The organism is Massilia yuzhufengensis (genome assembly GCF_900112225.1).
Taxonomy (GTDB): Bacteria; Pseudomonadota; Gammaproteobacteria; order Burkholderiales; family Burkholderiaceae_D; genus Telluria; species Telluria yuzhufengensis.
Map to the genome: position 1 here is coordinate 82,096 of NZ_FOLD01000013.1, position 13,891 is coordinate 95,986.

Below are 13,891 nucleotides of genomic sequence, written 5' to 3' on the forward strand. Positions count from 1 at the left end.
TCTTTCAGGAAATTGGGTTCACGGGAGAGCGGAGAAAAAAACGGTCAGCTGAAATCCAGCCCCATCTTCTCCGCCACCGTGTGCATGTCCTTGTCGCCGCGGCCCGACAAATTCACCAGGATGAGCTGGTCCTTCGGCAGCGTGGCGGCCAGCTTCACCGCGTACGCGATCGCGTGCGAGGACTCCAGCGCCGGAATGATCCCTTCGATGCGGCAGCAGTCGTGGAACGCCTTCAGGGCCTCGTCGTCGGTGATCGACACGTACTGGGCGCGCATCGAATCCTTCAGCCACGCGTGTTCCGGCCCCACGCCCGGGTAATCCAGGCCAGCCGACACCGAATGGGTCTCGATGATCTGCCCGTTCGCATCCTGCAGCAGGTAGGTGCGGTTGCCGTGCAGCACACCCGGGAAGCCGGCCGTGAGCGAGGCCGCGTGCTTGCCCGAATCGAGCCCCTCTCCCGCCGCCTCGACGCCCACCAGCTTCACGCCCGGCTCGTCGATATACGGGTAAAAAATGCCCATCGCATTCGAACCGCCGCCGATGCAGGCCACCACGTAGTCGGGCTGGCGCCCGGTCATGGCCGGCATCTGCACCCGGCATTCCTCGCCGATCACCGACTGGAAGTCGCGCACCATCATCGGGTAAGGATGCGGGCCGGCCACGGTGCCGATGATGTAGAAGGTGTTCTCGATGTTGGTGACCCAGTCGCGCATGGCCTCGTTGAGCGCGTCCTTCAGGGTGCGCGAGCCCGATTCCACCGGCACCACGGTCGCGCCGAGGAGCTTCATGCGGTAAACGTTCTGGGCCTGGCGCTTGACGTCTTCGCTGCCCATGTACACCACGCATTCCAGGCCGAAGCGGGCGCAGATGGTGGCGGTGGCCACGCCGTGCTGGCCGGCGCCGGTTTCGGCGATGATGCGCTGCTTGCCCATGCGGCGCGCCAGCAGGGCCTGGCCGATCACGTTGTTGATCTTGTGCGCGCCGGTGTGGTTCAGGTCTTCGCGCTTGAAGAACACTTGCGCGCCGCCGGCGATCTCGGACCAGCGCTTGGCGTGGTAAACCGGGGACGGGCGGCCGACGAAGTGGGCCAGCTCGTAGCGGAATTCTTCGAGGAATTCGGGGTCTTGCGCGTAGCGCGCGTAGGCTTCGTTCAGTTCACCAAGCGCGTGCGACAGGGTCTCGGCGACGAAGCTGCCGCCGTAGGGGCCGAAGTGGCCGCTGGTGTCGGGCAGCTGATAATCGGTGGTCTTGAACAGCGCGCCGTTAGCGCGGGTCGGTAATTCTTTCATGGGATGTCTCGCTCGAAATGGTGGCGTCGGCCGCCCGCACCGCGCCGATGAATTCGGCGAGCTTGCGGGCATCCTTGATGCCTTTCTGCGCTTCGACGCCACTGCTGATGTCGACCGCGAAAGGACGTACACGTACCACCGCGTCAGTCGCGTTTTGTACGTTCAAGCCACCACTCAAAACGACCCGAGGCGCGAGCTCTTTTGGGATGAGAGACCAATCGAAGACCTTTCCAGCGCCACCATACGCGTCCACATAAGTATCGAGCAGGACACCCGAGAACCAGGGACTGGCGGCGCGGTTTGCACGCTCATATTCTAGCAGCTCGCCTGCGGTCGTGTCGGGCCGGACGCGGAAGGCCCGCACATACGGCCGCGCTACCGCGGCCGCGATGGCCGCGCATGCGTCCATCGTTTCGTCGCCGTGGAACTGGATCAGCGACAGCGGCATGCGCTGCGCCACCGCTCTCACCTCGCCCAGCGTCGGGTTGACGAACAGCGCCACCGCGCTGACATACGGCGGCAGCGCGGCGCACAGCAGGGCCGCCTGCTCCGGCGTCACATTGCGCGGGCTCTTCGGGTAGAACACGAAGCCCAGCGCATCGGCGCCAAGCGCGACGGCCGCGCGCAGGTCTTCTTCGCGCGTGATGCCGCAGATCTTGATACGGGTACGGTGCATGGCGGTTTCCTGGTGGCTCATAGCCACGGTAGCGGCGACGCCGGCTCCTGCGGCAGTCCCCACCTTGGATCGTAATCGATCCTGGCCAGGTACAGGCCGTCCGGCATGAAGGTGGGCGCGGCGACGTCGCGCGAGCGGCTCTGCAGCACTTCCAGCATCCACCCGGGCTGCTGGCGGCCGATGCCGACATAGATGAGCGAGCCGACGATGTTGCGCACCATGTGATGCAGGAAGGCGCTGGCGCGCACCGTGAACACGATCACGTCGCCAAAGCGCTGGATGCTCACTTCGTGCATCAGCTTGACCGGGGTATTGGCCTGGCAGCTGGAGGCGCGGAAGGCCGAGAAATCGTGCTCGCCCAGCAGGTGGCGGGCTGCTTCGCGCATCCGGTCCACGTCGAGCGGACGGAAGGTCCACCCGGCCCGGCCGCTGAGCAGCGCCGACGGCGTCGGGTGGTTGTAGAGCACGTAGTGGTAGGTGCGCGCGCGCGCCGAGAAGCGCGCGTGGAAATCCTGGCCATCCAGGCCGCCGGAGACGTCATGCGCCCAGCGCACCGCAATGGTCTCGGGCAGGAAGGTGTTCACGCCGCGCACCCAGCTTTCCATCTTGCGGTCGAGTTCGGTATCGAAGTGGATCACCTGCTCGATGCCGTGCACGCCGGTATCGGTGCGGCCGGCGCAGGTGGTGGCCAGCTGGGTGCAGGCGAACTTCTCGAGGGCGATCTCGAGGCGGTCCTGCACCGTGTTGCGGTCGGGCTGCTTCTGGTAGCCGTTCCAGCCCGTTCCTACGTACTGGATACCGAGGGCGATGCGCCTCACGCGAGCAGGGAGCGCATCGCGCTGGCCTTGCTCACCTGTTCGCTGCTGCCACCCTTGATGACTTCATCGAGCAATTCGCGCGCGCCTTCCTTGTCGCCGATTTCCTGGTAGGCGAGCGCGAGATCGAGCTTGGTTTCCATTTCCATGTGCTCGGGCGAGAGCGCAGCCGGCTCGAGCGCTTCGCCGGCATCGGCCAGGCCTGCGTCACTGCCCGCGGCCGGCTGGTCCAGCGATGGCAGGTCGAGGTCGATGTCGCTCAGGTCGAAGGACGGCTCGAGCGGCACGCCGGGCGTCGGCGCCGCTGCATTCGCCGGGGCGATGGCCGGCACTTCGGGCAGGGCGAACGGGTCTTCGCCGCCGGCTGGCGCCAGGTCGAAGTCGACGCTGTCATCGGCCACCGGTGCGGCAGCAATGGCTGGCGGCGCATCGAAGTCGAACGACTCGACCGCTGCCGGCGCCGGGGCGGCAGGCGATGCCTCGCCCGGGCTGCCGAAGTCCATGGTGTCGAGGTCGAACAGCGGATCGTCCGCCAGGCTGGCCGCCGCCGGGGCGCCGCGGATGGCCGGCACCTCTTCGTGGAACGGGGTTGCCTCGGCCACGGCAGCCGGCGCTGCCGGGGTGGCCGGCAGGCCGAAGTCCATCGCGTCGAGGTCGAACAGCGGATCTTTTTCGCCGCTGGCCGGCGTGTGCTCTTCCACGGCAGGCAGCGGCGGCAGGTCGAAGTCGGCGGCCAGGCCGGCCATGCCGGCGTCGTGCTGCGCCGCCAGGGCGGTCTCGCGCGCGTCAGGCTGGGGCGCGGCTTCCTCTTCGCCGAAGCTCATGTCGAAGGCCAGGTCGAACGGCTCCTCGCTGCTTGGCGCAGGCGCCGCCGTGAGGTCGGCATGCGTCACCGGGTCGAGCGCGAAATCGAGGTCCGGCACGGCGGTCTCGTCCTGGGTATCGGGGGCCGCCATCGCGACCGGCTCGCTGCCGCCGACCGGTTCGAAGCTCAGGCCGCCGAGGTCGAAGTCGAGCGAGTTGTCGTCCTGGCGCTGCTCCGCGACCGGCGCGGCGGCCGGCAGCGCGGTGGCGTCGAAACGGTCGTCGTCCATCGACGCGTAGGCCGCGCCGGCCACGGCAGCGGCGCCCAGGCCTGCCGCCGGCGCGCCGCCGCGGAAGGCGTCTTCCAGCTGCGCCGACAGCAGCGACTGCTGGTCGCGTTCCTGCGGGCTTGGCGCCGGGGTCACGGGCGCCGCGCCGTTGGCACTGGCGTACAGCGGATTGGCCGGGTCGATGCCCAGGCCCAGCGCCGCGGCCTGGGCCCATTCGTCGCCCTGGCCGCGGGTGAGGCTATACAGCTCGCTGGCCTGGGTCTCGAAGGCACGCAGGTCCTTGCGGGCCGCATAGATTTCGAGCAGCTTCAGGCGCACCGGATGGCGTTCCGGATGGGTGCGCAGCGCTTCCTTGAGGATCTCTTCGGCCTGGGCGTCGCGGCCGTAGGCGATGTAGACGTCGGCTTCGGCCACCGGGTCGACTTCATTGGTGTCGAGCTGCGAGGCCGAGGGTGCGAAGCTGGAATTGAACACGCTGTTGCTGGTGTCGACGCTCTGGCCGCCCGCTTCCGCGAACAGCGAGTGCGCGGCCTGGTTCGGCACGCCCAGCACCGAAGGCTCGGCGACGATGGACTTGCCGCCGTCTTTCTTTTTCTTGCGGCGCGAGGCGGCCAGCGCGGCCAGCAGCAGCAAGGCGGCGCCGCCGGCGATGTAGTTGATGTTGTCCATCAGCGTGTCGGCGAAGCTTTTCTCTTCCTGCTTCGGCTTCTTCGCCGGTTTCGGCTTGGCCTTCTCGGCCGGCTTGGCGCTTGGGGCCGCCGGGGTGTCGACCGCCGCGCCGGCGACGGCGCCGGCCGCACCGGCTGCCGCGGCGCCCTGCACCTCGGTGCCCGAGCGGCTCTTCACCGTCATCATCTCTTCGAGCTCGTTGACGTTGCGCTCGAGCTCCTTGACGCGCGCCTGTGCCTGCGCCAGTTCGCGCTCGCGCGCGATCGCGTCTTCGGCATTGGCGTTCGTGCCCTGCGCGCCGGTCGTGGCCTGGGTGGCCTTGGACAGGCGCAGCTGGTCCTGCGATTCGTTGGCCGCGGTCGGGCGTTCCTCGACCTTGGCGGTGATCTTGCCGGCCGCGCTCTGGCCGGCCTGCGGGGTGCGCTGCGGCGCGGCGTTGGCGACCTGCCCCGCCAGCTTGTTGCGGTAGGCGTTGAAGTCGGCCGCGTGGGCCACCACGATGCCGCGCGCTTCGCCCTCGCCAGTGCCGCGCAGGCTGTCGGCATCGGGCACCGACAGGATCTGGCCCGACTTCAGGCGGTTCATGTTATTGCCGATGAATGCGTCCGGATTGGCGCGGTACAGGGCCACCAGCATCATGTCGAGCGAGATGTCGGCAGGACGCAGCTTGGACGCGATCTTGCCGAGGGTATCGCCCTGGCGTACGCGGTAGTTCGACGACGCGCCTGCGTCGGCGCGCGAGGCCGGTGCGGCGGCCGGGGTGTCGCGGCGTGGCTCCTGGGCGACCGGCGCGGCAGGCTGCGGCGCGGCGGCGCGCGCCGGGGCTGGCGCTGCGGCGGCGGCCGGGCGCTGGCTCTCGGCGGCCAGCTGGGCCGGCTGGGTCGCGCGCAACTCGGCCGGGTCGAGCAGGAAGGTGTACTCGCGTACCAGGCGGCCGTTATTCCACGACAGCTCGAGCAGCATGTCGACGAAAGGCTCGTTGAGCGGCTGCGAGGAGGTCACGCGGATGAACTGGCGGCCGGCGCGCTGCTCGACATTGAAGCGCAGCGACAGCAGCGCCGGGTTGAATTCGATGTTCGCCGTGCGGAAGGCTTCCGGGGACGCCAGTTTCACTGCCAGGCTGGAGACATCTTCGCCGGCGGTCGTCGTCAGTTCGATCTCGGCGCGCAGCGGCTGGCCGAGGGCCGACAGCACCGTCAGCTTCCCCAGGCCGGCAGCCGAAGCCGCAGGCGCCAGGAGCACGGCGCTTGCCACGGCCGCATTGACGGTTTTCAGTGCAAACGCCATAAGCGCAGGACGATGGGAAAAGGACATAATTGGCAGTGAAGATAGTTGGCTCTAAGCAAGAAACGCCCGGGGAGTCTCAACATAACATCATGCTTTGGAGCATGCAAGCCTCCCACGCACATCGGTCGTGCAGGACATGGGGATGTGTGGCCATAATCGCCGATCCGGGCCCGCTTTGATAGCGTTTGATTACAAGCGCTTGGCATAATTGCAGCAGCTATGGCAAAGCTGCCAACATGCCGTTTCCAGCCCCGCGTCCGGACGGGAGCGGGCCCGTCCGGCGCAGGTCGTCTTACTTGTCCAGCACGATGCGCAGCATGCGGCGCAGCGGCTCGGCCGCGCCCCACAGCAGCTGGTCGCCGACCGTGAAGGCCGACAGGTAGTCGTCGCCCATCGACATCTTGCGCAGGCGTCCCACCGGAATCGTCAAGCCACCGGTGACGGCGGCCGGCGACAGCTCGCGCATCGAGGCTTCGCGCGTGTTCGGCACCACCTTCACCCACTGGTTGTGCGACGCGATGATGTCGTTGATTTCATCGAGCGGAACATCCCTGGTCAGCTTGATGGTCAGCGCCTGCGAATGGCAGCGCATGGCGCCGATGCGCACGCACAAGCCGTCCACGGGGATGGCCTTGTTTGCGTCACCCTTGCCGGCAAAGCCCTCTCCGCGGCCGAGGATCTTGTTGGTCTCGGCGCCGGCCTTCCACTCTTCCTTCGACTGGCCGTTGCCCAGGTCCTTGTCGATCCACGGGATCAGGTTGCCGGCCAGCGGCACGCCGAACTGCTTGGTTTCGTCCGCGCTCAGGCCATGCTGGGTCGCCAGCACGGTACGGTCGATCTCGAGGATGGCCGAGGCCGGGTCGTCCAGCAGCGGCTTGATGGCGCCGTTGATGGTGCCGAACTGGGTCAGCAGTTCGCGCATGTGCTGGGCGCCGCCGCCGGAAGCGGCCTGGTAGGTCATGGAGCTCATCCACTCGACCAGGCCCTGCTCGAACAGGCCGCCCAGGCCGATCAGCATGCACGACACGGTGCAGTTACCGCCGATGAAGTTCTTCACGCCGCGCGACATGGCGTTCTTGATGACTTCCTTGTTGACCGGGTCGAGCACGATGACGGCGTCGTCGTTCATGCGCAGGGTCGATGCGGCGTCGATCCAGTAGCCGTTCCAGCCGCTCGCGCGCAGTTTCGGGAACACGTCGCTGGTGTAGTCGCCGCCCTGGCAGGAGATGATGATCTCGCACTTGGAGAGTTCGGCGATGTCGGTCGCGCTCTTGAGTTTGGCCTCGTTCTTCGCCATCTTCGGCGCGGCGCCGCCCGGGTTCGAGGTGGTGAAGAACACCGGCTCGATGTGGTCGAAATCGCCCTCTTCCTGCATGCGCTGCATCAGGACCGAACCCACCATGCCGCGCCAACCTACCAGGCCTACTAATTTCATATCATCCCTCAGCTTGTAAAAATATTCTATTGAAGCGCCGCGACGACGGCATTGCCCATTTCTTCGGTACCGACCTTGATGGTGCCTGCTTCGTAAATGTCCGGCGTGCGCAGGCCTCGGGCCAGCACGCGCTTGACCGCGTTCTCGATACGGTCGGCTTGCTCAAGGCGGCCAAACGTAAACTTGAGCATCATCGCGCTGGATAAAATGGTCGCCAGCGGATTGGCCATGCCCTTGCCGGCGATGTCCGGGGCCGAGCCGTGCGAAGGCTCGTACAGGCCCTTGTTGTTCGCGTCCAGCGAGGCCGAAGGCAGCATGCCGATCGAGCCGGTCAGCATGGCGGCGGCGTCGGACAGGATGTCGCCGAACATGTTGCCGGTGACGATGACGTCGAATTTCTTTGGCGCGCGCACCAGCTGCATGGCGGCGTTATCGACGTACATGTGTTCCAGTTCGACGTCCTGGTATTCCTGGTGCACCTCGGTGACGATGTCGCGCCAGAACTGGAAGGTCTCCAGCACATTGGCCTTGTCGACGCTGGTCACGCGGCGACTCCGTTTGCGCGCGGCCTGGAAGGCCACGTGGGCGATGCGGCGGATCTCTCCTTCGGCGTAGCGCATGGTGTCGAAGCCTTCGCGCTGGCCCGCAAACGGCCCGTCCGGGCATTCGCGCACGCCGCGCGGCTTGCCGAAATAAATGTCGCCCGTCAGTTCGCGGATGATCAGGATGTCCAGGCCCGACACCACTTCGGGCTTGAGCGTGGAGGCGCCGGCCAGCTCCGGGTACAGGATGGCCGGGCGCAGGTTGGCGAACAGGCCGAGCTCGCGGCGCAAGCCGAGGATGGCCTGCTCGGGACGCAGCGCCCGTTCCAGCTTGTCGTACTGGTAGTCGCCGACGGCGCCGAACAGCACCGCGTCGGCCTCCTTGGCCAGCTTCAGGGTGCCGTCCGGCAGCGGATGGCCGTGGGCCGCGTAGCCGGCGCCGCCGACCTGCGCGGTCTCCAGCTCGAACGGTTCGCCCAGGGCATTGAGCACCTTGACCGCTTCGTTCATGATTTCCGGGCCGATGCCGTCACCCGGCAGGATTGCGATTTTCATGCGGTCCCTTGTATTTTCAAATCGTGTTGGCGAGCCACGGCTGGGCAGCCAGGTGAGCTTGTTCGAATGTGCGGATCTCGTCGGCGTGGCGCAGGGTCAGGCCGATGTCGTCCAGGCCGCTCAGCAGGCAGAACTTGCGGAAGTCGTCGATGGCGAAGCCGTGCGAGACGCTGCCATCCGCTGTGCCGATGCGCTGCTGTTCCAGGTCGACCACCAGCGTGAAGCCGGGGTTCGCTTGCACCGCCTGGAACAGGCCTTCGACCTCTTCTTCGGACAGCACGATCGGCAGCAGGCCGCTCTTGTAGCAGTTGTTGAAGAAGATGTCGGCGAAGCTCGGCGCGACGATGGCGCGAAAGCCAAACTGCTGCAGGGCCCAGGGCGCGTGCTCGCGCGAGGAGCCGCAGCCGAAGTTCTTGCGCGCCAACAGGATCGAGGCGCCCGCGTAGCGCGCCTGGTTCAGCACGAAGTCCGGGTTCACCGGTCGATCCGTGCATTCCTGGCCGGGCTCGCCGTGATCCAGGTAGCGCCATTCGTCGAACAGGTTCGGGCCGAAGCCGGTGCGGCGAATCGATTTCAGGAACTGCTTGGGGATGATGGCGTCGGTGTCGACGTTGGCGCGGTCCAGCGGCGCCACCAGGCCTTCGTGTACGGTGAATTTATCCAAATCGTGCCCCTCTCGCTGCGCGTGCAGCCTGTTCGTTGATTACTTGCCGCCGGCGCCGGTGACGACCTGGCCGACCTTCTGCACATCGCGGCCGATGCCCGAGATGGTGTTGCAGCCGGTGAGTACGATGGCGGTGAGTAGGAGGGCGATGACTTTTTTCATGATGTTCCTGGTTCAGTGTTACGGTTAAAACGGTATTAACGCTTCAAAGTGCGCGTACGTCGACAAAGTGGCCGGCAATCCCCGCCGCCGCCGCCATCGCGGGCGACACCAGGTGGGTACGGCCGCCCTGCCCCTGGCGTCCTTCGAAGTTGCGGTTCGAGGTCGAGGCGCAGCGCTCGCCCGGCTCGAGCCGGTCGGCATTCATGGCCAGGCACATCGAGCAGCCCGGCTCGCGCCATTCGAAGCCGGCGTCGAGGAAGATGCGGTCCAGGCCTTCACGCTCGGCCTGTTCCTTCACCAGCCCGGAACCCGGCACCACCATCGCCAGCTTGACGTTGGGGGCGCGCTGGCGGCCGCGCACGATGTCGGCTGCGGCGCGCAGGTCTTCGATGCGCGAGTTGGTGCAGGAGCCGATGAAGACCTTGTCGATCCGGATCTGGTCGATCGGGGTGTTCGGCGCCAGGTCCATGTAGGCCAGGGCTTTCTCGATGGCGCCGCGGCGCACGGCGTCGGTTTCGTCGCGCGGGTCGGGCACGCGGCCGTCCACGGAGGTGACCATCTCGGGCGAGGTGCCCCAGGTGACCTGCGGGCGGATGCTGGCGGCATCGAGCTTGACCACGGTATCGAAGGCCGCGCCTTCGTCGGTGTGCAGGGTGCGCCAGTAGGCGACGGCCTGCTCCCACTGTGCGCCCTTCGGCGAGAACGGACGGCCCTGGACGTAATCGATGGTGGTGTCGTCCACCGCGACCATGCCGGCGCGCGCGCCCGCTTCGATCGCCATGTTACAGACCGTCATGCGGCCTTCCATCGACAGCGCGCGGATGGTCGAGCCGCCGAATTCGATCGCGTAGCCGGTGCCGCCGGCGGTGCCGATGACGCCGATCACGGCCAGCACGATGTCCTTGGCGGTCACGCCTGGCGGCAAGTCTCCGTCGACCTGCACCAGCATCGATTTCGATTTCTTGGCCAGCAGGGTTTGGGTGGCCAGCACGTGCTCGACTTCCGAGGTGCCGATGCCGTGCGCCAGGCAGCCGAAGGCGCCATGGGTCGAGGTGTGCGAGTCGCCGCAAACCACCGTCATGCCCGGCAGGGTCGCGCCCTGCTCCGGCCCGATCACGTGGACGATGCCCTGGCGCTTGTCGTTCATGTTGAAATAGGTCAGGCCAAAGCTTTTCGCGTTGCTGTCCAGGGTCTCGACCTGCAGGCGCGAGGTCGGGTCCGCGATGCCGTGGGCCCGGTCGGTGGTCGGCACGTTGTGGTCGGCCACGGCCAGGTTGGCGGACGTGCGCCATAGTCCGCGCCCGGCTTCGCGCAGGCCTTCGAAGGCCTGGGGGCTGGTCACTTCGTGTACCAGGTGGCGATCGATATAGAGGACAGTGGTGCCATCGGCGTCGGCACGCACGACATGGGAATCCCAGAGTTTGTCGTAGAGCGTTTTTTGCATGGTTGGTCCGGTAAGCGCGGTCCCTTATGCGGGGACGGTTTTTGATTATGCCATAATTGTGCACTGCCGCACCAAGAGGGGGCAACGCATTTTTCTGCCAATCAATGCCAAACCGTGCAAATTATATTTGCATATACAACTCAGGATGCAAATAAAAAAAGCCTGTGCGACCTGCACAGGCTTTTGTATGCGCTTTTGTCACCGTACACGCGGATGGTGCGTATTGCGCACTGCGTCACGTGTGGCTGGACGCGCGGTCGGCAAAGCCGACCACCCTACGCAGCGAGGCGCACCGTGCTGCGGGAGCCATCCATCAGGAAGGACAGGCCCACCACCAGCACCAGTTCGCCCTCGGCCGAACGTGCGGTACCGGTGATGCCTTCCACCGACAGCGCCGTCATCGGCTTGATCACCAGGTCGGCCGTGCCATCCACCGCTTCCACGGCCAGGATGTAGGGCTGCGGGGCGTTGATGACGATGCCGACCCGTTCCGAGCAGGCTTCGTAGCCCAGCGCGAGGGCCAGCGAGCGCACCGGCAGCGGACGGCCCTGGTCTTTCAGCACCGGGGCGCCGCCCACGCACTGGAACTCTTCCGGCAGTTCCACCACGCGCTCGACGACGGCCATCGGCAGCGCCAGCGAGGCGCTCGAGGTCGACACCAGCATGGTCGGCACGATCGACAGTTCGATCGGCAGGCGGATCGCGAACTTGGTGCCGTGGCCGAGCGAGGAATCGATGCGGATCGCGCCGCGGTTCTTCTCCACCGCGGTCTTGACCACGTCCATGCCCACGCCGCGGCCCGAGACCGAGGAAGCGACTTCCTTGGTCGAGAAGCCCGGCAGGAACACCAGCTGGTAGGCGTCGTCGTCGTTCGGGGCGCCGTTCTCGCCGATCAGGCCCTTGTCGACCGCCTTCTTGCGCAGCTTGATCGGGTCCATGCCCTTGCCGTCGTCCTGCAGCACGATCATGACGCTGTTCGCCTCCTGCCATGCTTTCAGCAAAATGAAAGCCTTGGCCGGCTTGCCGGCGGCGACGCGTTCTTCGGGCGACTCGACACCGTGGTCGAGCGCGTTGCGCAGCATGTGCACCAGCGGGTCGTACAGGCTGTCCACCACGACGCGGTCGACTTCGGTCTCGGCGCCTTCGATGGTCAGTTCGACGTCCTTGCCGAGGTCCTTGGCCAGCTCGCGCACCAGGCGCGGGAATTTCTGGAACAGGCGGCCCACCGGCTGCATGCGGGTCGCCAGCGTGGCGCGCTGCAGTTCGGCCGAATAGCGCGAGGCGCGTTCCAGGGTTTCGGTCAGGGTCGCCATCAACACGGCGGCCTGGCCTTCGAACTTGAACTGCTGCAGGCGTTCCAGCAGCACGGCGGCCTGGTTGGCGGCCTGCACCGATTCGCCCGCCACTTCCAGCAGCGCGTCGAGCTTGACCGCATCGATACGGATGCTTTCGTCCTTGGCCGGCGCGGCGGCGGCGCGCGCGTCGGCGACCTTGTCCTGCTGGCGGCGGTCGACGCCATCCCAGCCGGCGGGACGGCCGGCCGTCGCGGCGGCAGCCGGTGCGGCGGCGGCAGCGGCCGGCGTGTCGGCCACCGGAGCGGCGGCAACAACGGCGGCCGGCGCCGAGCCGGCGGCGATCGCGGCGCTGGCAGGCACCACGGCGTTGAACATGCCGACCCAGTCCAGGCCATCGGCGCCGGCAAGCGGCGCGGCCGGTGCTGCTGTCGCGGCGACAGGCGCTGCAGGGGCAGCAGGGGCAGCAGCCACCGGCGCCGGTGCAGGCGCGGCAGCGGGCTGCTTGCCCTTGCCTTCGATCGCATCGGTCAGGATGCGCTCGAGCGCTTCCGGCATTTGCGCCAGGCCTTCCGGCGGGGTGCCGTTGTTCAGGTCAGTGAGCTGGTCGGCCACGAAGCCCGAGGCTTCGAGCGCCGCTTCGATCGCCAGCGGGGTCACCGGCGCTTCGCCGGTGCGCAGTGCGTCGAACAGGTTTTCGGTCAGGTGGCAGGCCGCGACCAGTGCCGGCAGGCCCATGAAGCCGGCGCCGCCCTTGATCGTGTGGAAGGAGCGGAACACCGCGTTGAGCGTTTCCTTGTTTTCCGGATCGCGTTCGAGGCGCAGCAAATGTTCTTCAACATTTACTGCAAGGTCCATCGCCTCGACGACGAAGTCCTTGAGCATATCGTCCATTAGAATCCCAGATCGGCGAGAAGGTCGTCAACGTTGTCCTGGTCCAGTGCCGCTTCCGGCACCGACGGGCCCTGCATCAGCGGTTCAGCGGCAGGCGGGGCTTCTTTCCTGGCCAGCTTTTCCTTCAGGTCGGCCGGAGCGTTGTCGCGCAGCAGCTGCGCCAGCTCCGATTCCACCGTCTGGGTGATCTTGACCACTTTCTTGATCAGCTGGCCGGTGATGTCCTGGAAGTCCTGGGCCATCATGATCTCGAGCAGGCGCGCCTTCTCGGCTTCGGTCGCTACGTTGACGGCGGCGGCGAACTGGCGCGAGTCGCCGGCCAGGGCCTTGAACTCGTCCAGGCTCAGCTTGCCCGAGAACAGATCGCCCCAGCGGTTTTCCATGTCCTTGGCCTGCTTAGACAGCAGGTCCTGGGCCGGCATGCCTTCGTCCAGGGTGTTGAGCACCTTGTTGGCGGCCTGCTCGGTCAGCGAGGCGACGTATTCCAGGCGGTCCTGGGCGTCGACGATGGCCGACGAAGCCTCGGTCAGCGCCTTGTCGTAGCCCAGTTCGCGCAGCGAGTCGTGCAGCAGGCGCACGATGCCGCCGAGGCGTTCGAACATGCCATTCTCGGGTTCGCCGCTGGCGGCAGGCGCTGCAGCGGCAGCAGGGGCTGCGGCAGCGGCGGGGGCGGCTGCCACGACCGGTGCGGCGCTGGCCGCCACCTGGTCGAACAGCGATTCGAGGTCGTCTTCATCGGCGACGGCGGCGGGCGCAGGCGCAGGCGCCGGGGCGGCGGGCGCGCTGGCGCGCTGCGCCGCCACTTCCTCGAATAAGGCGTCGAAATCGTCAGCGGCGTCAGTCATAATCCCAGCTTCTCCATGGTGTATAAGTTCGCAATGAGCGTTGCAATTCGGTCGGTCGTGCGACCATCCGGCCGCGCGGCGGCGGTAAAGACGGATGGTTCAAGTCTGCATGGGAGTGTAGCAGCGTGGTTGCCGTAGGTAAATCTCGGCGAGGGCGCTGCAACAAATTGGACAGCGAAACTTAATTCCGCGACAATTAAATGCCCCGGTTCCTGAGTGTTTACACAA

The 13,891-nt window shown here is 66.7% G+C and carries 11 protein-coding genes; all 11 read right to left on the reverse strand.

All coding sequences use genetic code 11. The features are described from left to right. Positions 1-44: 44 nt before the first annotated feature. On the reverse strand, positions 45-1,289 hold the full coding sequence (gene trpB / locus BM031_RS12775) for a tryptophan synthase subunit beta (RefSeq protein ID WP_091874954.1): 1,245 nt from the start codon (positions 1,287-1,289) through the stop codon (positions 45-47). Continuing rightward, a complete protein-coding gene (locus BM031_RS12780; RefSeq protein WP_091874955.1) occupies positions 1,264-1,986 on the reverse strand; it encodes a phosphoribosylanthranilate isomerase in 723 nt (240 codons plus the stop codon). Before BM031_RS12780 ends, trpB begins: the two co-directional genes overlap by 26 nt. Beyond that, a complete protein-coding gene (gene truA / locus BM031_RS12785) occupies positions 1,983-2,783 on the reverse strand; it encodes a tRNA pseudouridine(38-40) synthase TruA (protein ID WP_091874956.1) in 801 nt (266 codons plus the stop codon). Before truA ends, BM031_RS12780 begins: the two co-directional genes overlap by 4 nt. Then, positions 2,780-5,830, reverse strand: a complete 3,051-nt coding sequence (locus BM031_RS12790) for a motility hub landmark protein FimV (protein WP_229408848.1) — start codon at positions 5,828-5,830, stop codon at positions 2,780-2,782. Before BM031_RS12790 ends, truA begins: the two co-directional genes overlap by 4 nt. Before the next feature lie 292 nt (positions 5,831-6,122). After that, positions 6,123-7,265, reverse strand: a complete 1,143-nt coding sequence (asd, locus tag BM031_RS12795; RefSeq protein ID WP_091874958.1) for an aspartate-semialdehyde dehydrogenase — start codon at positions 7,263-7,265, stop codon at positions 6,123-6,125. Positions 7,266-7,291: 26 nt separating this feature from the next. After that, positions 7,292-8,362 carry a 3-isopropylmalate dehydrogenase gene (gene leuB / locus BM031_RS12800; protein ID WP_091874959.1) on the reverse strand — a complete coding sequence of 357 codons (1,071 nt, stop codon included), beginning with the start codon at positions 8,360-8,362 and terminating at the stop codon, positions 7,292-7,294. A 16-nt stretch (positions 8,363-8,378) separates the two neighbouring features. Beyond that, positions 8,379-9,026, reverse strand: a complete 648-nt coding sequence (gene leuD / locus BM031_RS12805) for a 3-isopropylmalate dehydratase small subunit (RefSeq protein ID WP_091874960.1) — start codon at positions 9,024-9,026, stop codon at positions 8,379-8,381. Between the two features lie 39 nt (positions 9,027-9,065). After that, complete coding sequence (locus tag BM031_RS25080) at positions 9,066-9,188, reverse strand: lipoprotein (protein WP_143084581.1); 123 nt, start codon at positions 9,186-9,188, stop codon at positions 9,066-9,068. A gap of 43 nt (positions 9,189-9,231) precedes the next feature. Then, the gene (leuC, locus tag BM031_RS12810) at positions 9,232-10,632 is read right to left on the reverse strand and encodes a 3-isopropylmalate dehydratase large subunit (RefSeq protein ID WP_091874961.1); all 1,401 of its coding nucleotides are present in this window, start codon (positions 10,630-10,632) and stop codon (positions 9,232-9,234) included. A gap of 275 nt (positions 10,633-10,907) precedes the next feature. Continuing rightward, on the reverse strand, positions 10,908-12,818 hold the full coding sequence (locus tag BM031_RS12815; RefSeq protein ID WP_091874962.1) for a chemotaxis protein CheA: 1,911 nt from the start codon (positions 12,816-12,818) through the stop codon (positions 10,908-10,910). Further along, positions 12,818-13,663, reverse strand: coding sequence for a protein phosphatase CheZ (locus BM031_RS12820; RefSeq protein WP_091874963.1), 846 nt, complete (start codon positions 13,661-13,663; stop codon positions 12,818-12,820). The genes BM031_RS12815 and BM031_RS12820 overlap by 1 nt, the downstream gene beginning before the upstream one ends. Positions 13,664-13,891: the final 228 nt, after the last annotated feature.